Source organism: Bowmanella dokdonensis (genome assembly GCF_017254865.1).
GTDB classification, from domain to species: domain Bacteria; phylum Pseudomonadota; class Gammaproteobacteria; order Enterobacterales; family Alteromonadaceae; genus Bowmanella; species Bowmanella dokdonensis.
This window is the reverse complement of sequence record NZ_JAFKCV010000018.1, coordinates 1-22,177: the sequence shown is the minus strand read 5'-3', so window position 1 is coordinate 22,177 and position 22,177 is coordinate 1. Positions and strand designations below refer to the sequence as shown.

Annotated in this window: 23 protein-coding genes; 16 read left to right on the top strand and 7 right to left on the bottom strand. The window is 51.6% G+C overall.

Annotated elements, in window-relative coordinates; genetic code table 11:
- Positions 1-114: 114 nt before the first annotated feature.
- Positions 115-549 carry a transcriptional repressor gene (locus J0A66_RS19510; protein WP_206575539.1) on the bottom strand — a complete coding sequence of 145 codons (435 nt, stop codon included), beginning with the start codon at positions 547-549 and terminating at the stop codon, positions 115-117.
- A 162-nt stretch (positions 550-711) separates the two neighbouring features.
- On the opposite strand from J0A66_RS19510, the gene dusA reads away from it, so the two are divergent.
- The 12 genes from dusA to J0A66_RS19455 all read left to right on the top strand — a co-directional run bounded on the left by dusA (position 712) and on the right by J0A66_RS19455 (position 10,767).
- Positions 712-1,764, top strand: coding sequence for a tRNA dihydrouridine(20/20a) synthase DusA (gene dusA / locus J0A66_RS19505; protein ID WP_206575538.1), 1,053 nt, complete (start codon positions 712-714; stop codon positions 1,762-1,764).
- A 180-nt stretch (positions 1,765-1,944) separates the two neighbouring features.
- Complete coding sequence (locus J0A66_RS19500; protein ID WP_206575537.1) at positions 1,945-2,214, top strand: hypothetical protein; 270 nt, start codon at positions 1,945-1,947, stop codon at positions 2,212-2,214.
- Positions 2,215-2,216: 2 nt separating this feature from the next.
- On the top strand, positions 2,217-2,351 hold the full coding sequence (locus tag J0A66_RS23615) for a hypothetical protein (protein WP_277603597.1): 135 nt from the start codon (positions 2,217-2,219) through the stop codon (positions 2,349-2,351).
- 350 nt (positions 2,352-2,701) lie between these two features.
- Positions 2,702-3,373, top strand: coding sequence for a phage shock protein PspA (gene pspA / locus J0A66_RS19495; protein WP_206575536.1), 672 nt, complete (start codon positions 2,702-2,704; stop codon positions 3,371-3,373).
- 41 nt (positions 3,374-3,414) lie between these two features.
- Positions 3,415-3,615, top strand: a complete 201-nt coding sequence (locus tag J0A66_RS19490; RefSeq protein ID WP_206575535.1) for a PspC domain-containing protein — start codon at positions 3,415-3,417, stop codon at positions 3,613-3,615.
- 102 nt (positions 3,616-3,717) lie between these two features.
- Positions 3,718-4,053, top strand: a complete 336-nt coding sequence (locus tag J0A66_RS19485; protein WP_206575534.1) for a hypothetical protein — start codon at positions 3,718-3,720, stop codon at positions 4,051-4,053.
- A gap of 111 nt (positions 4,054-4,164) precedes the next feature.
- Positions 4,165-4,608, top strand: coding sequence for a copper chaperone PCu(A)C (locus J0A66_RS19480; RefSeq protein ID WP_206575533.1), 444 nt, complete (start codon positions 4,165-4,167; stop codon positions 4,606-4,608).
- A gap of 12 nt (positions 4,609-4,620) precedes the next feature.
- Positions 4,621-5,613 (top strand): DUF2333 family protein, encoded by a 993-nt coding sequence (locus tag J0A66_RS19475; RefSeq protein WP_206575532.1) that lies wholly within the window; start codon positions 4,621-4,623, stop codon positions 5,611-5,613.
- Positions 5,614-5,616: 3 nt separating this feature from the next.
- Positions 5,617-6,378 carry a TIGR04219 family outer membrane beta-barrel protein gene (locus tag J0A66_RS19470; protein ID WP_206575531.1) on the top strand — a complete coding sequence of 254 codons (762 nt, stop codon included), beginning with the start codon at positions 5,617-5,619 and terminating at the stop codon, positions 6,376-6,378.
- Positions 6,379-6,525: 147 nt separating this feature from the next.
- Positions 6,526-8,331: an assimilatory sulfite reductase (NADPH) flavoprotein subunit gene (locus tag J0A66_RS19465; protein WP_206575530.1), complete on the top strand. Its 1,806-nt coding sequence runs from the start codon at positions 6,526-6,528 to the stop codon at positions 8,329-8,331.
- Complete coding sequence (cysI, locus tag J0A66_RS19460; RefSeq protein ID WP_206575529.1) at positions 8,331-10,028, top strand: assimilatory sulfite reductase (NADPH) hemoprotein subunit; 1,698 nt, start codon at positions 8,331-8,333, stop codon at positions 10,026-10,028. Before J0A66_RS19465 ends, cysI begins: the two co-directional genes overlap by 1 nt.
- A complete protein-coding gene (locus J0A66_RS19455) occupies positions 10,021-10,767 on the top strand; it encodes a phosphoadenylyl-sulfate reductase (RefSeq protein WP_206575528.1) in 747 nt (248 codons plus the stop codon). The genes cysI and J0A66_RS19455 overlap by 8 nt, the downstream gene beginning before the upstream one ends.
- 10 nt (positions 10,768-10,777) lie before the next feature.
- Here the strand turns inward: J0A66_RS19455 and J0A66_RS19450 are convergent, their stop codons facing one another.
- The gene (locus tag J0A66_RS19450; protein WP_206575527.1) at positions 10,778-11,680 is read right to left on the bottom strand and encodes a TIGR03899 family protein; all 903 of its coding nucleotides are present in this window, start codon (positions 11,678-11,680) and stop codon (positions 10,778-10,780) included.
- Between the two features lie 175 nt (positions 11,681-11,855).
- Here J0A66_RS19450 and J0A66_RS19445 point away from each other — a divergent pair, with 175 nt between their 5' ends.
- Entirely contained in the window at positions 11,856-14,096 is a 2,241-nt protein-coding gene (locus tag J0A66_RS19445; RefSeq protein WP_206575526.1) for a bifunctional diguanylate cyclase/phosphodiesterase, read from the top strand.
- On the opposite strand, the gene J0A66_RS19440 is transcribed toward J0A66_RS19445, so the two are convergent.
- Positions 14,093-14,686, bottom strand: coding sequence for a uracil-DNA glycosylase family protein (locus J0A66_RS19440; protein WP_206575525.1), 594 nt, complete (start codon positions 14,684-14,686; stop codon positions 14,093-14,095). The two genes, J0A66_RS19445 and J0A66_RS19440, sit on opposite strands and share 4 nt — an antisense overlap.
- Before the next feature lie 127 nt (positions 14,687-14,813).
- On the opposite strand from J0A66_RS19440, the gene J0A66_RS19435 reads away from it, so the two are divergent.
- Positions 14,814-15,125, top strand: a complete 312-nt coding sequence (locus J0A66_RS19435) for a pyridine nucleotide transhydrogenase (protein WP_206575524.1) — start codon at positions 14,814-14,816, stop codon at positions 15,123-15,125.
- Positions 15,126-15,192: 67 nt separating this feature from the next.
- Here J0A66_RS19435 and sthA read toward each other — a convergent pair whose 3' ends face one another.
- Both sthA and J0A66_RS19425 read right to left on the bottom strand, forming a co-directional pair.
- Positions 15,193-16,623, bottom strand: a complete 1,431-nt coding sequence (gene sthA / locus J0A66_RS19430; protein ID WP_206575523.1) for a Si-specific NAD(P)(+) transhydrogenase — start codon at positions 16,621-16,623, stop codon at positions 15,193-15,195.
- A 97-nt stretch (positions 16,624-16,720) separates the two neighbouring features.
- Positions 16,721-17,842, bottom strand: coding sequence for a fatty acid desaturase (locus tag J0A66_RS19425; RefSeq protein WP_206575522.1), 1,122 nt, complete (start codon positions 17,840-17,842; stop codon positions 16,721-16,723).
- A 141-nt stretch (positions 17,843-17,983) separates the two neighbouring features.
- Between J0A66_RS19425 and fabR the strand changes: the two genes are divergently transcribed.
- On the top strand, positions 17,984-18,589 hold the full coding sequence (fabR, locus tag J0A66_RS19420; RefSeq protein WP_206575521.1) for an HTH-type transcriptional repressor FabR: 606 nt from the start codon (positions 17,984-17,986) through the stop codon (positions 18,587-18,589).
- Here fabR and trmA read toward each other — a convergent pair.
- Positions 18,586-19,695, bottom strand: a complete 1,110-nt coding sequence (gene trmA, locus J0A66_RS19415; RefSeq protein ID WP_206575520.1) for a tRNA (uridine(54)-C5)-methyltransferase TrmA — start codon at positions 19,693-19,695, stop codon at positions 18,586-18,588. The genes fabR and trmA overlap by 4 nt on opposite strands.
- A 160-nt stretch (positions 19,696-19,855) precedes the next feature.
- Here trmA and J0A66_RS19410 point away from each other — a divergent pair, with 160 nt between their 5' ends.
- Positions 19,856-21,283 carry a DUF5610 domain-containing protein gene (locus tag J0A66_RS19410; protein WP_206575519.1) on the top strand — a complete coding sequence of 476 codons (1,428 nt, stop codon included), beginning with the start codon at positions 19,856-19,858 and terminating at the stop codon, positions 21,281-21,283.
- Positions 21,284-21,348: 65 nt separating this feature from the next.
- Here the strand turns inward: J0A66_RS19410 and J0A66_RS19405 are convergent, their stop codons facing one another.
- Positions 21,349-21,813 (bottom strand): RNA recognition motif domain-containing protein, encoded by a 465-nt coding sequence (locus tag J0A66_RS19405; RefSeq protein ID WP_206575518.1) that lies wholly within the window; start codon positions 21,811-21,813, stop codon positions 21,349-21,351.
- Positions 21,814-22,177: the final 364 nt, after the last annotated feature.

The window sequence follows — 22,177 nt, the reverse complement described above, 5'->3', positions numbered from 1 at the left end:
CAACCCTGTGCTGGCAAATCCTTTTTAGCATCCAACATATTTAACTATGGTCAAGGGCAACCTTGAAGTCTAGCAAAATCAGCTATAAGAGATTGTTATTTAGGTTGATTTCCATCAGTTCTGGCAACTGGCACAAATTCCATGGGCTTCAATAGTCTGCTTGGCAACTTTGAAGCCGAATGATCTGGCCTGCTTGTCCAAGGTTTCCTTCAAGCCTTCAGACTGAATTTCCTTCACCTCTCCGCAGCGGTCACAGATTAGAAACTGCACGGGATGATGACAGCCAAAATGGTGGCAGGCGATAAAGGAGTTGTTGGATTCGAGACGATGGATCAGGCCAAACTCCAGCAAGAAATCCAGCGTGCGATAGATGGTGGCGGGTTTGGCCGAATTTTCCGTTTCCTTCAATTCATCCAGCAACTCATAGGCCCCTGTTGCGCCCTGTTTCTGCAGCAACAGCCCGTAGACTTTCTCGCGCAGATGGGTGAATCTGGCTCCCTGGTCTTCACAGTATTTCCTGGCCTTATCGACCAACTTCTGATGGTTCATGATTCTGCAACGGTGTCTTATCTGGCGATAGTTTAACACAGTCACGCGGTTGGGGAAGGCATGCAGTTAAGCCTCCAGTGGGGTGCAGGGCTAGGCTGCAGGGGATGAGACTGGTACAATACCGGCTGTTTCTCCGCCAGCCAACTTGAGCCATTTTTACCCATGCAATCAGTTGTACAGGCACCTGCCAGCAGGCCTGCCTCCCTGTTATCCTCATTTAACCGTCGCATTTCCATTGCGCCAATGCTGGATTGGACAGATCGTCACTATCGCTATTTCATGCGGCGCATTACCCGCCACGCCCTTCTGTATACCGAGATGGTGACAACCGGTGCCATAATCTACGGCAAGGGAGATTACCTTGGCTTTCACCCTGAAGAGCATCCGCTGGCTCTGCAATTGGGAGGCTCGGATCCCGGTGCCATGGCTGAATGTGCCCTGCGCGCCGAAGCCCTGGGCTACGATGAAGTGAATATTAATGTGGGCTGTCCGTCGGATCGTGTAAAAAATGGCCGTTTCGGTGCCTGCCTGATGGCTGAACCCGCTACCGTGGCGGATTGCGTCAGGGCCATGCGGAGCGCTGTAAACATCCCCATTACGGTCAAGTGCCGTATCGGCATTGACGATATGGATGAATACAAGCATCTGGATGAGTTTATTCAGCAAGTGGCCGATGGGGGGTGCGATACTTTTATTATCCACGCCAGAAAAGCCTGGTTACAGGGGCTCAGCCCTAAGGAGAACCGGGAGATCCCCCCTTTGATGTATGACAGGGTCTATCTGCTTAAGCAACAGTTTCCGCATCTGCATGTCAGTATCAACGGCGGGGTTAAGACGCTGGAGGAGGCAGCGCTGCATCTGCAGCAACAGGATGGCGTTATGATTGGCAGGGAAGCCTATGCCAATCCCTATCTGCTGGCCCGGGTTGATAAGCTTTTTTTCAACGACTCACGTCAGGTTCCCAGCCGCGAAGAGGTGGTTTTACAGATGCTTCCCTATATCAACGAACAGGTGCAACAGGGGGCCAGGGTCTGGCATATCGCCAGGCACATGCTGGGTTTGTTCCAGAGCCAGCCAGGGGGACGAATCTGGCGTCGCTATCTGAGCCAGAACGGAACCCGGGCGAGTGATGGAAGTCTGCTGCTTGACGCTCTGGAAGAGATGAGAAAGGTCAGAGAACGAGATAATTCGGTGGAACTTGGTGAAAATAACTAACCAGATGGTCTGATTGACTATTTGTGTGCTTGAACCTCGGATTGCAATGGATTCAGACAGCCGGGTTAATCATCTAAAAACATATATAAAACAAATAGATATATTTTTCTCATTGGGTTGGCACAACTATCGCAGTACTGACTGCGACTTAGTTAATAACCTAACCCAATGGAGAAAGTAATGTTCAACAAAATCAAAGTCACTACCGCCAGCTTGCTGGTTGCCGCTTCCATGACCAGCGCTGCCCAGGCTCAGGAAGTCTCGTTGCATCAGTTTGTCGGCCAGTTGGTGAGTGCTGCAGTAACCATGACGCAACAGGAAGTGAGAGACAACCTCGAGGTGTCGATTGTCAGAAGCACTAATGCGTATGGTCTGCCAAAGAGCCGGGTTACCATCACGGACCTGGCCCTTAATGACAAGCCTGAAGGTGACAACGACAAGGCTGAGTAACCATGCTCGAACAAGCAAATCTACTCAGTCTGTTGCTATTGCCATTGTGGGCTTACCTGGCAGGAGCCATCGTCATCACGCTGCTGGAACGATTTTTCACTAAAGCTCCTGCCTGCTCTCCCCAGGATGGTCTGTAAGTCGTCTGACCATCCTGTTTCTGCTTTTTCCTGTACTACCCATTCTCTGATGTGTATCTGACTACACAATCTATCATTTTGATATAAAAGAAAATTTTAGCTCCTGCCTGCCATATCGAGCTTCATGTTTCTGGCCTTCTTAAAAGCTTTGGTCAAAGTAACCAAAGGCATGGTCAGAATGACTATTTATTAGTTCCTGCCGAATTGGATTATTGGCTAAACTCTGATGAATTCATAAAATAACTTAATATAAACAAGTGGTTATGTGTAAGGTTAGGTTTGGCATAGCTCTTGATAACTCCTATCTGAACAGATTTAAACAATGAACCAAGAGTGTGGAGGAAAATGAAATGGGCGTGTTCTCAAGAATGAATGACATAGTGCAAGCCAATATCAACGCGCTGCTGGATAAGGCCGAAGATCCACAGAAGGTGATTCGCCTGATAGTGCAGGAAATGGAAGAAACCCTGGTCGAGCTGAGGGCCGTGGCGGCTCGCAACCTGGCCGCCAAGAAAGACCTGCAACGTCGTATGGAACGTATCGAACGTCAAATGGACGAATGGCAGGAAAAGGCTGAGCTGGCCATGCAGAAAGACAGAGAAGATCTGGCCCGCCTGGCGCTCGGTGAAAAGCATAAGCTTGAGCTGCAAATAAAGGGAATGCAGGGTGAATTCCAACAGGTGGAAGAATCCCTGCAGAACCTACAGCAAGACAGCGGTCGATTGCAGGAAAAACTGAATGAAGCCAAAGCCAAGCAGAAGGTTCTGATGATGCGTGAAGATTCTGCTGTGGCCAGGCTGAAAGTCAAAGTCAGCCATGACAGCCAGAAAGTCGGCGATGTGATCGAGCGATTTGAGCATTATGAACATCGCATCGACGACCTGGAAGCACAGCTGGAGGCTTATGATTTGGTTGGCAGTCAGGCCAATCTCAGCAAACAGTTCGAAGAGCTGGAACGGGATGGACGGCTGGAAGAAGAGCTGAACGAAATGAAAGCCCGCCTCAGTAAGAAAGTGGCCTGAAGCGGACTTCTCTGACAAAACTGGCCCAAAGGAGGCTGACGATGAATACCTATTATCCGAGCAAGCGTGTCAGCAAAGACCGCAGCCGTGGCAAGATAGCCGGCGTCTGTGCCGGCCTGGCCCAGCACTGGAACATGCAACCCTGGATTGTCAGGATCCTGGCCCTGGTGTTGTTCTTCCACCTGCCATTGGCGACTTTGGTTGCTTATCTGGTAGCGGCCCTGGTGCTGCCATCCAGATAACATCATGCTGCAGGACGTTGCTAGATGGTCAATCCGTGCATGTCCCTGGCCAGGTGATTGGCTGACGCCGCACCTGACCGGGGCCCTCACCGGAGGAAAGACATGTTTAAAAACCTTTTATTAATCATCCTGATTGCCATTTTACTGGTGTACAGCCTGGGCAGTATCGCAGAATCCTGGCTGGATCTGCAGTTTGTGATTGATGACGATCGACTTGACTCGGCACAGACATTAGTGGCAGCAGTAGCGGTCGGTGCCGGCCTGGTTTTGCTCGGAGTTTTGCTTGCAGCCAGCTTGTTCGGCGTGTTGGTACTGGCCGGTGGCTGCGTTGTGATTGCGTTGCTGGTAGCGGGCTTGAGTGTTGTGTGGCCGGCTTTGTTACTGATGATACTGGTGATTTGGCTGTTCAAAGACGACAAGGACGCCCAACAGTATTAGTCAGGTCATTGGCAATCAGTCCATTTTCCTGAATAATCCCCGATGAGCGGCTGACCAGACGAAGCCGCTCTTTCACGCCCGCCGCTGGAGCGTCCCTACAGGAGTTTACCGATGAGATTGATAGCCGCCTTGCTGCTGGGCTTTTCCAGCCTGACCCATGCCGACATTCAGATTCATGAGCCCATCGTCAGGCTGTTGCCACCCGGTGTACCCAATACCGCTGCTTATCTCAAACTGACCAATACCGGTTCCGAACCCCGTATCCTGCTCGGTGGCGAAAGTGACTGGGTGGAGAAAGTAGAGCTGCACAACCATCTGGTGCAGGACGGCATGATGAAAATGGTCCGTCAGCATGAAGTGGCCGTAGGGCCAGGAGAAACCCTTGTTTTTCAGCCCGGTGGCCTGCACATCATGCTGTTTGGTCTGAAAGCGCCGCTTGAGGAGGGAGAAACCAAGCAAATCAGACTGCTGTTTGCCAATGGTGAGAAAATCCAGATCGAGGCGAGGGTAGCAAAAGAAACCTCCAACCCTTCCCACAGCCACCATCACGAATAGGGAGAGCGATAAATGAAACAGTTTCTTACCACTCGCTGGATGCTGGGAGGACTGGCTGCGTTGCTGATACTCGGCTATGCATTGTCCCTTTACTGGAGCAGTGAACCCGATATGTTTGACGTCAGTGAATATGCCCGTCAGCGAGCAAATCTGAATCAGACCTCTGTCGTCACAGGCTACACGGTCACTGCCACCTTGATAAAAGTCGGTAACACCCTGATGGATAAGCCCGGAGGCTATCTGGCCAACGATGTGATGCCGCCCTCCGTGATGATGGATGATATGCCAGCCTGGGAGTTTGGCGTGCTGGAAGTGGTACGTGACATGGCGTTGGCCATGCGCAACGACTTCAGTCGTTCCCAGTCCCAGTCCCTGGAGAATCCCCATCTGGTCAAGGCTCAGCCTCTGTTTAATATTGACAGTCGTAGCTGGTTGCTACCCTCGGCAGAGTCCAAGTACCGGGAGGGAACCCTGGCCCTGGAACGTTATCTGCACGAATTGTCCGATCCCAGTGCCGACAATGCCCAGTTTTATGTGCGTGCCGATAATCTTCGTCAGTGGTTGCAAATGGTGCAAAAAAGGATGGGCAGCCTGTCCCAGCGTCTTAGCGCGAGTGTCGGGCAGGAGCGTTTGAATACGGATCTGGCCGGTGAATCCAAGGCCACTCAGTCAACACCGGGCAAGGGTTCCCAGTACATGAAGACCAGTTGGTGGAAACTGGACGATGTATTCTATGAAGCGCGTGGCTGTAGCTGGGCGTTGCTGCACTTGCTTAAGGCCGTGGACGCCGACTTTGCCAATGTGCTGGAAAATAAAAATGCCAGGGTTAGTCTGCAACAGATCATCCGTGAGCTGGAATCCACCCAACAGACGGTATGGAGTCCGATGATTTTAAACGGCAGCGGGTTCGGCCTGGTGGCTAACCACTCCTTAGTGATGGCCAATTACATTTCCCGGGCCAATGCTGCTTTAATTGACCTGACAGAGTTACTCAGCCAAGGATAAATAATGACACTTAATCGATTCGCTTACCTGCCGGTGCTTGGTGCCTGCTTAATGATGCCGGCCCATGCCGATACGCTGCTCGGCTTGTATGCCGGCGCGCAGGGCTGGGACACCAGTGCCGATGGAGGATTTGCCAATAGCTCTGATGTGACGGAATTCAGCCTGAGTGATGAAACCCTGGGCACTTTTTACCTGGCACTGGAGCATCCGGTCCCCCTGTTGCCCAATCTCAAGGTTCGTAGCATGAAACTGGACAATACAGGTAATGCCACTTTGTCCGACAGCTTCGAATTCGGCGGTGAGGTGTATCCGGCCAACACCATGCTCAATACACAGATGGAAATCGATGCGATAGATTACATCCTTTATTATGAGCTGTTTGACAACGATATCGTCAGTTTCGATTTCGGCCTTAACGCCAAGGATGTGGATGGTTTTATCAGCGTAGCGGATGCTGCCGATCCCAGCCTGGAGGCCTCCCAGGTGTTTTCCGGCATTGTTCCTTTGGTGTACGGCAAGCTCGAGGTCGGCATGCCCCTGACGGGTTGGGGATTACTTGCAGAAGGTAACTTCCTGTCTATCGATGACAGCACACTTTATGATTATCAGGCGGCCGTCACATACCGCATGCTGGATAACCTGGCAGTGGATCTGACGTTGCAACTGGGTTACCGGGCCTTTGTGCTGGAGTTGGATGATCTGGACAATACCTATACGGATCTGCGTTTCAAGGGGCCTTATGCCGGCCTGGAGGTCCATTTCTGAGTAATAGAGCGGCGTAAGGAAACGCGTGAATGTTTATATTAAAATAAAATTTAAGCACATTCAGTAATAACGAATTTGATTTAATTCTTTCCTGATCCTGCAGTACACCGCTAACCTACCCTCAATGAGAAAAAGGTTAGTATCTATATGTCTTCATCGAAACCGCAGGTTCCGGTACCTGCCTCTGTGCTGAGCGAGTCTCAGTGGACGGAATTAAACAGGTTGATTGCGCCCCTTTCCGGAGCGCAGCTCAACTGGGTGAGCGGCTATCTGGCCGGCCTGGCCCATTCCCATCAACCTCAGGCCGCATCGCTGCCCCTGTCCCAAGCGGCTGGCAAACTGACCATACTGTACGGTTCACAGACCGGCAACGCTAAAAGTGTGGCCGAGGAATACCGCGACTATGCCCAAGGGGCGGGGCTGGTTGCAGAACTGTTTAATATGGCCGATTACAAGGCCAAAAAACTCAAAGATGAAACCCATCTGGTGATCATTGTCAGTACACATGGCGAGGGAGAAGCGCCAGACGATGCCGTGGAGTTGCACGAGTTCATTGCCAGCAAGAAGGCGCCTAAACTGCCAGCATTAAAATACGCGGTAGTGGGGCTGGGGGACAGCAGCTATGAATTTTTCTGTCAGACGGGCAAGGACTTTGACCAGCGCCTGGCGACATTAGGGGCCAGCCGGATGGCTGAGCGTCTGGATTGTGACGTGGACTTTGATGCCGACATCCAGAGCTGGCGTGAGAAGCTGACCGAACAGTTGAAAGAAGAGCTCAAGTCCCCTTCTGAGGGACAGGTGGTTGCGATGCCGGGCGTCAGCCTGAAGCCGGCCGGCACTCTCTATACCCGCAAGAACCCCTTTACGGCCACCTTGCTGACATCGCAGAAGATAACCGGACGGGATTCTTTCAAGGATGTCAGACATGTGGAAATATCCCTGGAAGGATCGGGTATTGAATACCGGCCGGGGGACGCATTGGGGGTCTGGTTCAAAAATAGTCCGTCGTTGGTGCAGTCACTGCTGGAAGCCTTGGCGCTGGATGGCAAGGCTGAGGTCAATATCGGGGATGAGAATATGTCCCTGCACAAGGCACTGGAAGAGAAACTGGAGCTGACCCAGAGTTATCCCAGTTTCGTCAGGGCATATGCCGATGCCACGCAGAACGCCAAGTTACTGCAGATAACCACCGACAGCGCGGCGTTGCGAGACTATCTGGCGACCAGGCAGATTGTCGATATAGTGCGGGAATACCCGGGCAGGCTTGGCGCCGGGCAGCTGGTGGGTATGCTAAGAGCTATCTCACCCAGGCTGTATTCCATTGCCTCCAGTCAGGCCGAGGTGGAGGATGAGGTTCACCTCACTGTCGCACTGGTGGAATATGAAGCTTTCGGAGTTCAGCATCAGGGGGGCGCATCGGGCTACCTGACCCATGGGCTGGAGGAAGGTCAGGAAGTGCGCGTTTTCGTGGAAACCAATGAAAACTTCAAATTGCCGGCCGATGCCGATACGCCTGTGATCATGGTGGGGCCTGGGACCGGTGTGGCGCCGTTCAGGGCCTTTATGCAGGAGCGGGAAGCCCAGGAAGCCAGCGGGGATAACTGGTTGTTCTTCGGTAATCCGCACTTTACCCAAGATTTTCTTTACCAGGTGGAATGGCAACGCTGGGTTAAAGAGGGATTGCTGGGTCGAGTCAGCCTGGCGTTTTCCCGTGATCAGGCTGATAAGATCTATGTGCAGCACCGGCTGCTGGAGCAGGGACAAGAGATCTTTGCCTGGCTGCAGCGGGGGGGGCACTTTTATGTCTGTGGTGATGCCCAGTATATGGCCAAAGACGTACATCAGGCGCTGCTGAGCATCGTCAGTGAACATGGCAGTATGAGTGCCGAGCAGGCTGAGGAATACGTCAATGAACTGCGCAAGGCAAAACGTTACCAAAGAGATGTTTACTAATGAGCGATAACCAGGAACAGAAACTGTCAGACAATGAACGCCTGAAGCGGGAAAGTAACTTTCTGCGCGGTACCATAGCCGAGGATCTCAAAGACGACCTGACGGGTGGTTTCACTGGCGATAATTTCCAGCTTATCCGCTTCCACGGCATGTACCAGCAGGATGACCGGGATATCCGAGCCGAGAGGGCCAAACAGAAACTGGAGCCGCTACACAATGTTATGCTGCGTTGCCGGCTTCCCGGAGGCATCATCACGCCGCAACAGTGGCTGGCCATAGACACTTTTGCTGCAGAGCATACACTTTACGGCAGTATCCGCCTGACCACCCGTCAGACTTTCCAGTTCCACGGGGTGCTTAAGCCGAACATCAAGTCCATGCACCAGATGCTCAATCGGGTCGGCCTGGATTCCATTGCCACCGCCGGTGACGTTAACCGCAATGTGTTGTGCACCTCGAACCCGGTGGAATCAGAAGTACATCAGCAGGCGTATGAGTGGGCAAAGAAAATAAGTGAGCATCTGCTGCCCAAGACCCGTGCCTATGCGGAGATCTGGCTGGATGAGGAGAAGCTCGAGACCACCGATGTGGAGCCGATTCTGGGCAGTACCTATCTGCCTCGCAAGTTCAAGACCACGGTGGTTATTCCGCCGCAAAATGACGTGGATGTGCATGCAAATGATCTGAACTTTGTCGCCATCGCCCAGGAGGGAAAACTGGTCGGATTCAACGTACTGGTCGGCGGCGGTCTGGCCATGACCCATGGTGACAAATCCACTTATCCGCGTAAGGCGGATGATTTAGGCTTTATTCCTTTGGATAAAACCCTGGCGGTGGCAGAAGCCGTGGTGACTACTCAGCGGGACTGGGGCAACCGCAGCAACCGTAAAAATGCCAAGACCAAGTATACCCTGGAGCGGGTTGGCGTGGAGGCGTTCAAGTCTGAGGTGGAAAAACGGGCCGGAATCGAGTTTGCACCGAGTCGGCCCTACGAGTTCACCGGCCGTGGCGACAGATTTGGTTGGGTAGAGGGAATAGATGGCAAGCTTCATCTGACCCTGTTCATCGAGAATGGCCGGATTCTGGATTATCCCGGTAAGCCGTTAAAAACGGGCTGCGCCGAGATAGCCAAAATACATCGGGGCGATTTCCGCCTGACCGCCAACCAGAATCTGATTGTGGCCGGTGTGACTCCACAGCACAAAGAACAGATCGAAAAGATTGCCCGGGAACATGGATTAATTCAGTCAGATGTCAGCCAGCAACGGCTGAACTCCATGGCTTGTGTATCCTTACCCACTTGTCCGCTGGCCATGGCCGAGGCCGAACGCTATCTGCCCGGCGCCGTGACCCAGTTGGAGGAGATCATGGCGAAACACGGGCTGGCAGATGAACATATTGTTTTCCGGGTTACCGGCTGTCCCAATGGATGTGGCCGAGCCATGTTGGCCGAGGTTGGTCTGGTGGGCAAGGGGCCAGGCAAGTACAACCTGCATTTGGGCGGCGACCGAATTGGTACCCGCATTCCCAGGATGTACCGGGAAAATATCGGGGAACAGGAAATCATGCAGGAGCTCGATACCCTGTTGGGGCGCTGGTCGAAGGAGCGGCAAGAGGATGAAAGCTTTGGTGATTTTGTTGTCCGGGTGGGTGTGATCAAGGCTGTGGTGGATTCAGCCAAGGATTTTTATGACTGATACGGCGCTGCACAATGGCTCACAGCTGGACAGCACCATCAGTCGTGAAGAGCTGGCGGAACTGAACAGCCAACTGGCAGACATGACAGCCCAGCAACGTATTGCATGGGGCCTTTCCAATCTGCCGGATGAGCATGTATTGTCATCGAGTTTTGGTATTCAGGCGGCAGTGATGTTGCACTTGGTTACCCGCCAGCGACCTGATATTCCGGTTGTGCTGACCGACACCGGGTATTTGTTCCCGGAAACCTATGATTTTATTGATGAGTTAACCCAAACCCTCAATCTTAATCTGAAGATCTACAGTGCTAATCTGAGTCCGGCCTGGCAGGAACGAAAGTACGGTCAACTCTGGGAGCAGGGCTTGCCGGGATTGGAAGCCTACAACCGGATGAACAAGGTCGAACCGATGCAGCGGGCACTTCGGGAGCTACAGGTGGGCACCTGGTTTTCGGGTCTGCGCAGAAGCCAGTCCAGCAGCCGGGAAAATGCGCCATTTCTGCAGTTGGTGGATGGCAGGTTCAAGTTGTTTCCCATTCTGGACTGGAGTAATAAGGATGTGCATTATTATCTGAAGGATCACGGGCTTCCTTATCACCCCTTGTGGGAACAGGGCTATGTATCAGTGGGCGACTGGCACACTTCACGTCCCCTGGAAGCCGGTATGTCGGAAGAAGATACCCGCTTTTTTGGCCTCAAACGTGAGTGCGGTCTGCATGAATTCGGTGACGGTATCTAACGCGGGCCCGCTAAGACACTTCAAATGCACCACTAAGTAACTGTCTCAGGGCCGCAACGTAAGCAGGTTGAGGTTTGCCTGGTACCAGTCTGGAGAGCTCTGCACCGGTGGCAGTGAACTTATAATACTTGAGGATACTGCCCTTATAGCGGGCGGCAAGATGCAATGTCTCGCCACTGCAACGCCATTCAGTGCGGATACTGGTATCCATTTCGCCGGACTCTATTTCACTGTTATAGATCAGGCCCAAATCCATCAGCGCCAGTAAATCCGGATAGGTCAGCCCATATTGAGCCAGGTTGAGTTGTTGTCCCTGGCGCAGGGTAAGTAACGACATAAATGTAGGTTTCTGATAGTAGCCATACAGTATTCTGGGGCTATAGTCGCCACGTTTGCGGCTGGACAGACTGACGGCCAGACTGAGCACTTTGGCATCCCTTTGCGTCAGTTGCCTGAGAATCGTCAGGCTACGCAGTGAAAATGAACCCGGATGGCTGATTTCAGCCGCAAATATTTTCCCCCACAGTTCCTGCATTCCGGGCGAGTAGATATCTTCTGCCATCTGTACAAAGTTGAAGAACCAGTCCGCATCCAGGTTTTCTTCCGTTCCCTGAGTGGGGCAAAACTCCAGCGCCAGTTCCAGTACCCGCTCCAGATTCTGCAGCCGCCGTTGCTGCTGTACTGCCCTGCGCCGTTGAATCCTCTTATGGCCGTCCTGTTCCAGCCCTGCCGCTCTGGCTGGACTGACTCCGGCCTGGGCAAACCAATGACTGATTCTGTCCCTGAGCTGTTGGGTATCGGTCTGACGCTCAGACTTAACCACAGGCTGTTCGGTTTTTCCGAGCTGATTGGGGTCGCCGGGCCGGTTGATGTTAATCGGGGCACGCGGGACAAGGGGATCTATTTTGCTCATTGTGGACCGTATTGGTACTCATGTCGGTTACTACTCTACGTTTGCAGGGTACTGTCTGGCAACCGTCAGGGGGTGTTCCGGCAACAAGTTGTTTCAGTTTCGCTTTTACAATTATTAGGATATTGTTAATCAATAGTGGGTTACGACCCTATAGAAGTTCAGAGCGGATAGTTAGATGAGTCCAACTAATTACGAAAACGACGAACTGATTTTCTTGGAAGAAGAGGAACTTCATCAGGAAGACAATCAAGAGTCTGAAGTCTGGAACGTGCTGGTCGTGGATGACGACGAGGAAATCCATTCCGTCACTCGCCTTGCACTCTCCGATCTGATGCTAAACGGCCGCCGTTTGCACTTCATGCACGCCTATTCGGGTGATGAGGCACTGAAGGTGCTCAAGGAGCATGGCAGCAGCATTGCCATTGTACTGCTCGACGTGGTGATGGAAACGGACGATGCGGGTTTGCAGGTGGCCAGGCGCATGCGCGAGGAGCTGCAACTGCATGAGCCCCGAATTATTCTGCGTACCGGCCAGCCAGGCTATGCACCGGAAGAAAATGTCATTAAGGAATATGACATCAATGACTACAAGACGAAGACTGAGCTGACCCGCAGTAAACTCGTTACCACCATTATCGCCTCGTTACGTTCATATCAACAGATTCTCACTATTAACCAAAGTCGCATCGGCCTGGAAAAGATTATTGGATCTGCCGCCAACTTGCTTGAAGAGCATTCCATTAAGGGATTCTGCGAAGGGGTTGTGACGCAGATAAGTTCATTAATCGGACTGGATGCAGGCGGGGTAGTTTGCGCCAGGGCAGGGTCTGTGCTGGACAAGGAAGATGACGGCGTTTATGTGCTTGGAGCTGCCGGACCCTTTGCAGCTTACATCAATGAGAAGCTGGAAAGCCTGCATGATGAGAAGATCATTACCCAGGTCAGCAAATGCCTGAAGCAGAAGGATCACATCTACGCCAAAGATTTCTCTGTCTTGTATATGAACAGCAGTGGCTATGAAGCTGCTGTGTATGTACAGGTCGGTTTTGACATCAATATTCTGCATCGCCAGTTGCTGGAGGTTTTCATGTCCAGCATTTCGGTGGGCTATGAGAATGTCAATCTGTTCCACCAACTTCGCAATGCTGCCTTCAGAGACATGCTGACCAAGCTGCCGAATCGTAATGAGTTCATCAACATGCTGGATGAGCTGCAGAAAACCAGCACAGATTTGGATGACCATGTGGTGGCATTGGTGGATGTCAATCATTTCTCCGACATCAATGATGGACTGGGCCAGGAAGCCGGCAACCTGTTGCTGATTGCCATTGCCGAGAGGCTTCAGCAGGTTCTGGGGCCGGATGTCCGGATGGGGCGCATCGGTGCCGACGTGTTTGGTCTGAGCGGCCATGATGACAAGATCAATCCGGAAAACATCGCCAAGGTGTTTGCTTCAGCCTTCAAGGCTGGGGACCATACCCTGCCTGTGAATGTCACCCTGGGCCTGTGCCGGTTGTTGGATGAGAACTCCAATGGCCTGAATATACTCAAGCAAACCAATATTGCCCTCAATCGGGCCAAGAAGAGCCTGACAGCTAATTATGAATACTATGCCCCTGAGATGGAGGAAAAGACCACCTGGCGTCTGGGGATGATAAGGCAATTGCGGTCAGACTTTGCGGAGCGCAAGTTGCAACTGTGGTATCAGCCCCAGGTGGATCTGGTTAATGAGTCCATCGTTGGCATGGAAGCGCTGTTACGCTGGCCGGCAAAAGAAGGGGGCTATATCTCACCGGCGGTTTTTGTGCCGTTGGCCGAATACAGCGGTCTGATAATTGATATCGGTGCCTGGGTGCTTGAAGAGGCTTGCAATAAGCTTCGCATCCTACATGAAAAGGGTTATTCCGATTTGCGTGTGGCAGTGAATATTTCCATGCCGCAGTTCCGTGACCCGCAGTTTATCGAGCTGGTCAAGAATGCGGTCATCAGCAACAAGGTGGATCCCAAGTCACTTGAGCTGGAAATCACCGAAAGTGTAGTGATGGACGAGCCGCAAATAGTGGTTGATTCGCTGAAGTCTCTCAAGGCCTTTGGCGTCACCATCGCCATTGATGACTTCGGCACCGGGTTTTCCTCAATGAGTTACTTGCAAAAGCTGCCACTGGACAGGCTCAAGGTGGATCGGTCTTTTGTCAACGAAGTCACCGCGGGCAAGAGTGCTTTTATTGCTGAAACCATCGTTACACTGGGGAACAAACTGGGGTTGCAAACCATTGCAGAAGGCGTGGAAAAGCGCGAACAGGCCAGTTATATGCTCAGGCTGGGCTGTGACGAGGCACAGGGCTTCCTCTACGCTAAACCTATGCCGTTTGAGGAACTGACCCAGTTTCTGGATAGCTATCGACCAAGGGATTAGTTCTTCCGGTTCAGAGCCTGTAAGCTTCGTTGCTTGAGTTCGGGCAAAACCTCCGTTTCAAACCAGGGGTGCCGTCTCAGCCACAGATTATTGCGTGGCGAAGGGTGGGGCAGGGCAAAGTAAGCCGGCAGATAATCCCTGAAGTGACGCACCCGCTCCGTCAGCGAGCGCTTATCTCCAAGATAGTAGGCCTGGGAATACTGGCCGATCAACAATGTCAGTTGCAGGTTTGGCAGGGTCTGGATAAATCTCTGGTGCCAGATGGGGGCACACTCCTTTCTTGGCGGCAGATCGCCGCTCTTGCCTCTGCCCGGGTAACAGAATCCCATCGGCATGATGGCAATCTGCTGTTCGTCGTAGAATCTCTCACGGCTAAGGCCCAGCCAGTCACGTAACCTGTCGCCGGAGGGATCATTCCAGGGCGTGGAGGTTTTATGGACACGGGTTCCAGGTGCCTGGCCAATAATCAGCAACCGTGCCGAGCTGGTGCCCCTGACTACAGGATTTGCGCCAAGCGGCAATCCTGGCTCGCAAAGCCGGCATTGCGTGATTTCCCGAATCAGTATTCTGGTGTGATCTGCATGGGTCATCTTTTAAAAAGATCCTCTTTTGTCATATTCCTGTCACAAAAGTCTGATGCAACCTTTGTTGCATTTCTTGTCAAGTCGATGTTAAATTGTATATACGCTCTAGCCAGAGTTGTTTCAGGAGTACAGTATGCGTAAGACAATTATTTTGACCGCTTTGCTTTCGGCATCTTTTTTGGTCCAGGCTGAAGAAGGACAAAACAAGCTGTTCGATTGTGTGGCTGCCGATACATTGGCCGTCAATAACGCATGTGTTGAACAACGAATCAGTCAGAATATCCATTACAGAGAAATGCAGCAGGACATTTATCAACAGTCCGGCAATCTGGGTGATAATGCCATGGCCACTATGCGATTCTTCCCTGAGCAATACCTGATTGAGATCGTCGCTCACCGCGATGCGCTGGAGACAGCAGCCTTGGTGGCGGCCAATCGCAAATAGTGCGACAGACGGATTGGATAAGCCGGGGTATCCCCGGCTTTTTTGTATCTGGCTGGCGGCATGGGGCTCAGAAAATCCGGTTCAGCCCGTTGATAGCGGCTACCCGGTATGCCTCTGCCATAGTCGGGTAATTAAAGGTCGTATTGACAAAATACTCAATATTATTGGCGTCTCCATCCTGTTGCATGATCGCCTGGCCTATATGCACTATCTCCGATGCCCGCTCGCCAAAACAATGAATACCGAGGATCTTCTTGCTGTCCCGGTGAAAGAGGATTTTCAGACTGCCAACCTGGGTGTTGGCAATCTGCGCCCGGGCCAGATGCATAAACTGGGCGCGACCCACCTCATAGGGTACCTTTTGTGCGGTGAGTTCCTGTTCCGTCTTACCCACAGAACTGATCTCCGGAATGGTGTAGATGCCGGTAGGAATATCCTCCACCAGGCTGGTGGGGCACTGGCCGCTTAACATCGCCTGGGCAGCGAATCGCCCCTGGTTGTAGGCAGCCGATGCTAGGCTGGGATACCCTATGACGTCCCCCACTGCATAAATATTGTCTACCTCTGTCCGGTAATTGTCATCCACCTTTAATTGCCCACGACTGTCGGCTTTAAGACCTATCGCTGAAAGATTCAGCATATCAGTATTACCGGTACGGCCATTGGCGAACAGCAGGCAATCGGCACGCATTTTTTTACCGGATTCCAGGTGCAGAATCACACAATCATCCCGCCCTTCTACGGCCTGATACATTTCATTGTGCCGAATCATTACTCCGTTGTTCCACAGGTGATAGCTTAAAGCGTCAGAAATCTCGGCATCCAGAAATGACAGCAGACGATCCCGCATATTGACCAGATCGACCTTCACCCCCATGCCGCGAAAGATGGAAGCATACTCGCTGCCGATAACACCTGCCCCGTAGATAATTACCGATTTGGGGTCATGTTTGAGGGACAAAATGGAGTCGCTGTTGTAGATACGCGGGTGGCTGAAATCTATGTCCTTGGGAGTATAGGGACGGGAACCGGTAGCGAGGATCACCTGGTTAGTAGTGAGCTGGTCGATAGAACCGTCTTCTCGGGTGATTCGAATGGTGTGGGCATCAATAAATGACGCTTCGCCATGAAATATTCTTACCCCATTCCTGTCATAGAAGCTGCCGCGCAGACGACTCTGCTTTCGGATCACGGCGCTGGCATGTTTTAGAATTTCACTGAAGGTCAAATGCCGGCTGCGGTCGCCATCGTTGAACAAGGGATTAGCGTTGTACTCAATTAATCTGCTGACCGAATGGCGTAAGGCCTTGGATGGGATGGTGCCCCAGTGCGTGCATCCGCCACCAACTGACTCGTGTCGTTCTATTACGGCAACCTGCTTGCCGGCTTTGGACAATTGCATGGCGGCGCCTTCGCCACCAGGCCCGGTGCCTATCACAACGGCGTCAAACTGAAATCCTGGGGAAGAAGTGTTCGGTTGCTTACTGGCTCGGGTCACGAAAAGCTCCAATAATCTGGATAAGATTCATAGCGTTACCGAGTTTAAAAGGGAAAGCAAGGGGCATTGCGTCAAGGCTCTGCCCACATTGGTCCAATCAGGCAAATTTTAATCTATGGACAAGTGTCCAGCGTCGTCTGGCCAGTTGCAGAGTCTGCTTGAGTTCCTTATAACGGAAATCCAGCTCCAGTCTGTCGTAGTTTTCAAGCAGTTCCTGCTTACGGGCTTCCAGCCTGGCCTTTTTGATCGAGTAATATTCGGACATTTTTTGCATCAGTTGCTCATATTCCCGCTGCACCCGTTGCATCAGCAAAGCGGCGTCGGGATGCCTGGCGATCTGGTGCTGGGCTTTTTTCAGTTGCATCTCCAGCCGGGCTTTTTCGATGCGCTCTTCCGGGCAGCGTCTCAGGTTATGAGTCAAGCGAAGCAACGACAGTAGTCTGATCAGCCATTTGGTCGGATCGAAGTGCCACCACCTGATTCCGTTTCTGTAGTCATACTCAAAAATATGATGAAAATTATGGTACCCCTCTCCAAAAGTGAACAGGGCCAGTATGCCGTTGTCTCTGGCGCTGTTCTTGTCGGTGTAGGTCTGCTTTCCCCATATATGCGCCAGGGAGTTGATAAAGAAGGTTACATGATGGACCACCACCAATCTCAGCACGCCAGCTAGCAGTAACATGCCCCAGATGTCACCATTCATCCAGCCAAGCAAAAGCGGGATACCGAAGTTAGCCGAAAGTGTAATAGGCAGATAATGCTTGTGCTGCCACATCACGATCTTGTCTTTTTGCAGATCCCGGCAATTGTTGTAGTCAGTGTAACGGCTGGCCTGGTATTCCCGGAGCATCCAGCCGATATGCGAGTACCAGAATCCCCGGCCAGCAGAATAAGGATCTTTATCATTGTCATCCACATGCTTGTGGTGAATCCTGTGATCCGAAGCCCAGTGCAGGATACTGTTTTGCAGCGCCAAGGCCCCGCCTATTGCCAGTATCAATCTGACCATCGGATGAGCGTCATAGGTCTTGTGGGACCAAAGACGGTGGTAACCGGCAGTTATGGATAAACCGGAGAACCAGATAAGAATCAGACAGCAGGTGACTTCCACCCAGTCAAAACCATTAGTGAGCGCCTCAATCGGCACAAGAATCAGACTCATCAGGGCGGTAACGGCAAAGACCAGTATGTTGGTCAGGATAAGGGCGGGTTTTTGCATTCAGGAAAAATATTGAGCGTACAAGTGTGCGCTAATTTATCCGCTTCCAGTTGGCTTGGCAAGGTGCAATATCAATTGGACTCTCAATCACCAGTCAATTAAGTGCTACACTGCGTTTCCCAACAACCAATGCCCCACAAGATGACACGTCAGCAGCAAAAACTGAAAACCCGTCGTTCAATCATAGACGCGGCCTTTAATCTTCTGGATGAGCAGCGCAGTCTGTCCAGCATCAGTTTACGTGAAGTCGCCCGGGCTGCCGGCATTGCGCCTACTTCCTTTTATCGCCATTTCAAGGATATCGACGAGTTGGGCTTGACCCTTGTGGACGAGGCAGGGCTTGCCTTGCGCCAACTGATGCGACAGGCCCGTTCAAGAATAGACGCGGGCGGCGGTGTGATCCACACCTCGGTCAATACCTTTATGGAGTTTGTGGTTTCCAACAGCAATGAGTTCCGGCTGCTGTTACGCGAACATTCCGGTACGTCTCCAGCGTTCCGGGCGGCCGTACTCAGGGAAATTCAGCATTTTATCGAAGAACTGAGCGATTATACCGCTTCTCATACCGGCATGGGCCGCCAAATGGCCAGTCTTCAGGCAGAAGCGATGGTCAAGCTGGTATTCAGTGCTGGCGCTGAGGCCATAGATGCTTCAGAAGTACAGCGTCTGGCCCAGGCCCAGCGACTGATTCAGCAACTTCGCTTCATAGCCAAAGGGGCGAGTTTTTATGCTAATAAAGCAGGCTAGTCTTTCCTGGATTCTTTGCGAAGATAGACGCCACATTCTGCATGATGGGTGTAGGGGAATTGGTCGAACAGGGCGAAGCGTTCGACCTTATGGGTTCGGCCAAGTATCTCAAGATTTTCTCTTAAGGTCTCGGGGTTACAGGAGATATAGAGGATATTGTCATAATTGCTGACCAGTCGGCAGGTCTCTTCATCCAAGCCGGCCCGGGGAGGGTCGACAAGCACAGTCCGACAGTTAAACTCCTCCAGTGAGACCCCTTCCAGCCGTTTGAAGCTCCTTTTTCCCTGCATGGCCTGAGTGAATTCTTCGCTGGACATTCTCAGCACTGTCACATTGGACAGCTCATTTATCTCCAGGTTGTAGTGGGCGGCTTCCACCGAAGCCTTGGAGATCTCTGTTGCCAGGACCCGGTTGAAGTTTTGTGCTAGAGGCAGGGTAAAGTTGCCCAGTCCACAATATAGCTCCAGTAAATCACCCGTTTCGTTGCGGGTGGCATCCAGGGCCCAGCCTATCATTTTACGATTTACCTCTGCATTGGGCTGGGTGAAGCTGTTTTCTATTTGCTTGAACCTATAAGTTCGATCGCCAATGGGCAGTGATTCCACAACAAAATTCCTGTCCAATGACAGCATCTGCTTACGAGCCCGTCCGACGATATCAATCTTAAATTGCCGGGACAGTCTGGCGCGCATGTCCCGCATGCAGGCTTCCCACTGTTCATCCAGTTGCCGGTGATACACTAAGGTGACCAGGATTTCTCCACTCAAGGTACTGAGATAATCTATCTGATAGAGTTTGCGGCGGGCTATTGGCTCAGGTTTCAGTAATACCAATAGTTGTTGCATGACGTCATTGATCAGTTTGCTGGCCGGTGGGAACTGATCAACCCGGTATTTTTCCTTGGTCACCGGGTCAAACATGATGTGATAAAGGTCTTCACCTTCATGCCACACCCTGAATTCCGCGCGCATGCGATAATGCACTTCAGGGGACGAAAATATTTCCAGTTTGGGTAAGGTGAACGTCTGGAATTGATCTTTGAGCGCCGTGATTTTATCGGCAAGCTGTTGTTCGTACTGGCGTGGATCGATATCTGTGGGTCTCATCTGCTTTCCTCAAAGTTGCGCGCCGATTGTAAAGACTTGTGCCTGTCAATCAAGGCCAGTCCGGGGATTCCCCGAAGAGGATAACGCCCGCCTTGTAAATTAGACTAAAACTTATACAGGGACGGCCGATAACCAATATTGAGGTGGTGAGGAAAAAATCATGAACATAGGCGAATTAAAGGCGTTTCTTGGTGAAAAGCAGTCTTACGTTGGTCGCTCCGAATTGCAGAACCAGTTACGGGAAACGGGTTTGCGTCAGGCGGCGAGTCAACAACAGAATGCTGTCACTTTGTCCAATGCCGTTGAATCCAGGAGTTTTGTCAGCCTTAAAGTATTCAGTGGGGCCCTGAACGAATCTCTGACTCTGGATGGCAGACGACCCAATCTGGGCGTCCCTAAAGCAGAGCAGGCGGCTGAGCAGAAAAGTCTGTTCGATTTCGAAGAGGTGGCCCGCAATGTACTGCGCTTTGTGGGTGGCGCCATCAAACATGCCCAGGCCAAGGGTATGGATAACGACGAGCTGACGAAAATGTTTGAGCAAGCCAGGAATGGGGTTGCCAAAGGCATCAAGATGGCAGAGAAGGATCTGGCCGGCTTAATGAATGATGAGATCTCCAGCGGTATCAGCAAGAGCCGGGAGATGATTGAAGAGGGTATCGAAAAACTCGAACGTGATGTCTTTGGTAAGAATGAAGAAGGTGAGCAGGATCAAGTGAGTCAACTGGGTGTTTATCAGTCTGTCAGTTACAGTCGTGAAGATCGCAGTGAGTTGTCAGTGCGCACCCATGATGGCGATGAAGTCACCATCAGATTTGAGGATCTGCGCCAGTTCGAATTGAATCGAAGTCTGCTGATCAGCTCGGGCCAGCAGAATGAAGAAGCCGGAAAGGGTGAGATTCAACCCGTACCCATTGGAGCGCCTGCGGGTCAGGGCGTAATAACTGATCAGCAAGCGGCAGCCGAATCGGATAAGGCAAATGAAGAGAACGATGGCGAGCAGAGAACACAGGGCACGTCCCCTGGTCTTCAAGCCCAGCAGAATTATCTTTATTACGAAAGAGCCGGTTTCAGCTTTTCTGTGCAGGGTAGTCTGGATGAGGGAGAGCTTGATGCCTTAGGCGAACTGGTGGGTAACGCTGCAGAGTTGGCCGATGAGTTTTTCAACGGTGATGTTGAGAAGGCTTTCAATCAAGCCCTGGAGCTTGGCTTCAACGAATCCGAGTTGACGGGGTACGCATTGCAATTGACTCGTCATGAGCAGGTCAGGGTTATTCAGACTTATGAAGCCATCTCCCATAATGAGGAGAAAGGGGCGACACCGGAAGCTTCAAATCAGGTCAAGCCGGTTGCACATTATCTTGAGCGTATGTTGGACGTGGTGGAACAGTCAAGGGAACAGTTGGAGAATGGGCGAGCCTATGAGAATCTGATCAACGGTTTGGTCAACAAAGTCCTGAATCTTGAGACCCCTGAGCTAATCAGTGCAATTAACCGTTTCCATTCGTTTAATCAAAGATTGCTGGATAATTTACCTTCGGCAGTCAATGCAGGTGAAGCCGGATCTGCAACTGAAACCAGCGAGGGTTGAACAAACAAAAAAAGGCCTGCGGTTCGCAGGCCTTTTTTCAGCAGAAAGAACTAAACTTGCCTAATTCAGTCTTCCTGTTTGTCCTTAGCCATACGAACTTTCAGGGTGCGCTCCTGGAACTCAGTATCATTAAGCGACCGGATGGCCTTTTCTGCATCGCCCTCAGGCATTTCTACAAATCCGTAACCTTTACGCTTACCTGTGCGACGATCTTTCATCAATCGGACAGACAATACACTCCCTTGAATCTCGAAGTGCTCTTTCACATCCTCTTCACTGGCCCGGTAAGGCAGGTTACCCACATAGAGAGTTCTGCTTTCGGTTGAACCTGTTGAATGAGATGAGGATGATGCAGAAGGAACAGATGAAGAGACCAAGAGTTTCGCCAGGATGGGAGTGGCGATGCCACCGACCGCCAGGCCAAGGGCCAGAGCCTGATTGGAAGATACCGCGTTAGCTGGCATGACAAAAAAACCCAATACAGCCAGCAAACCTGCGATCACTATATAAAGAAGAACCGGTGATTTCATGTAACTACCTAAAATGTAATTAAAAAAGTAAATAGCCAGTTTATGTTACTGGTTAATCTTGCTAACGCCAACTGTTGACCTTATTCATAGGGAACTTTTTATCCAGCATGATTTTCTAATCATTTTGCTCAAATAAGCAGCAAACAAACTTTTCTAGTAAAATACTGCTTGCGCTGGTGGTTGGTATAGGTAGAATGCGCCGCACTTCGAGGGGGTAGGCCAACCAGCTTAACCCGGGGCCAGGAAGGTCAGGTGAAGACGAGCAATCGGCAGGGAAGGTCAGGCAAAAAACTTCGGTTGGATGGCTTGACAGCGAAGAAGGATAGCGTAGAATTCGCGTCCCGCTTGAGAGAGGCCCAGGCCG

What these genes read in the sequence shown, in the direction of transcription:
- J0A66_RS19510 (WP_206575539.1), bottom strand. Translation starts at nt 549, where the DNA reads ATGAACCATCAGAAGTTGGTCGATAAGGCCAGGAAATACTGTGAAGAC.
- dusA (WP_206575538.1), top strand. Translation starts at nt 712, where the DNA reads ATGCAATCAGTTGTACAGGCACCTGCCAGCAGGCCTGCCTCCCTGTTA.
- J0A66_RS19500 (WP_206575537.1), top strand. Translation starts at nt 1,945, where the DNA reads ATGTTCAACAAAATCAAAGTCACTACCGCCAGCTTGCTGGTTGCCGCT.
- J0A66_RS23615 (WP_277603597.1), top strand. Translation starts at nt 2,217, where the DNA reads ATGCTCGAACAAGCAAATCTACTCAGTCTGTTGCTATTGCCATTGTGG.
- pspA (WP_206575536.1), top strand. Translation starts at nt 2,702, where the DNA reads ATGGGCGTGTTCTCAAGAATGAATGACATAGTGCAAGCCAATATCAAC.
- J0A66_RS19490 (WP_206575535.1), top strand. Translation starts at nt 3,415, where the DNA reads ATGAATACCTATTATCCGAGCAAGCGTGTCAGCAAAGACCGCAGCCGT.
- J0A66_RS19485 (WP_206575534.1), top strand. Translation starts at nt 3,718, where the DNA reads ATGTTTAAAAACCTTTTATTAATCATCCTGATTGCCATTTTACTGGTG.
- J0A66_RS19480 (WP_206575533.1), top strand. Translation starts at nt 4,165, where the DNA reads ATGAGATTGATAGCCGCCTTGCTGCTGGGCTTTTCCAGCCTGACCCAT.
- J0A66_RS19475 (WP_206575532.1), top strand. Translation starts at nt 4,621, where the DNA reads ATGAAACAGTTTCTTACCACTCGCTGGATGCTGGGAGGACTGGCTGCG.
- J0A66_RS19470 (WP_206575531.1), top strand. Translation starts at nt 5,617, where the DNA reads ATGACACTTAATCGATTCGCTTACCTGCCGGTGCTTGGTGCCTGCTTA.
- J0A66_RS19465 (WP_206575530.1), top strand. Translation starts at nt 6,526, where the DNA reads ATGTCTTCATCGAAACCGCAGGTTCCGGTACCTGCCTCTGTGCTGAGC.
- cysI (WP_206575529.1), top strand. Translation starts at nt 8,331, where the DNA reads ATGAGCGATAACCAGGAACAGAAACTGTCAGACAATGAACGCCTGAAG.
- J0A66_RS19455 (WP_206575528.1), top strand. Translation starts at nt 10,021, where the DNA reads ATGACTGATACGGCGCTGCACAATGGCTCACAGCTGGACAGCACCATC.
- J0A66_RS19450 (WP_206575527.1), bottom strand. Translation starts at nt 11,680, where the DNA reads ATGAGCAAAATAGATCCCCTTGTCCCGCGTGCCCCGATTAACATCAAC.
- J0A66_RS19445 (WP_206575526.1), top strand. Translation starts at nt 11,856, where the DNA reads ATGAGTCCAACTAATTACGAAAACGACGAACTGATTTTCTTGGAAGAA.
- J0A66_RS19440 (WP_206575525.1), bottom strand. Translation starts at nt 14,686, where the DNA reads ATGACCCATGCAGATCACACCAGAATACTGATTCGGGAAATCACGCAA.
- J0A66_RS19435 (WP_206575524.1), top strand. Translation starts at nt 14,814, where the DNA reads ATGCGTAAGACAATTATTTTGACCGCTTTGCTTTCGGCATCTTTTTTG.
- J0A66_RS19425 (WP_206575522.1), bottom strand. Translation starts at nt 17,842, where the DNA reads ATGCAAAAACCCGCCCTTATCCTGACCAACATACTGGTCTTTGCCGTT.
- fabR (WP_206575521.1), top strand. Translation starts at nt 17,984, where the DNA reads ATGACACGTCAGCAGCAAAAACTGAAAACCCGTCGTTCAATCATAGAC.
- trmA (WP_206575520.1), bottom strand. Translation starts at nt 19,695, where the DNA reads ATGAGACCCACAGATATCGATCCACGCCAGTACGAACAACAGCTTGCC.
- J0A66_RS19410 (WP_206575519.1), top strand. Translation starts at nt 19,856, where the DNA reads ATGAACATAGGCGAATTAAAGGCGTTTCTTGGTGAAAAGCAGTCTTAC.
- J0A66_RS19405 (WP_206575518.1), bottom strand. Translation starts at nt 21,813, where the DNA reads ATGAAATCACCGGTTCTTCTTTATATAGTGATCGCAGGTTTGCTGGCT.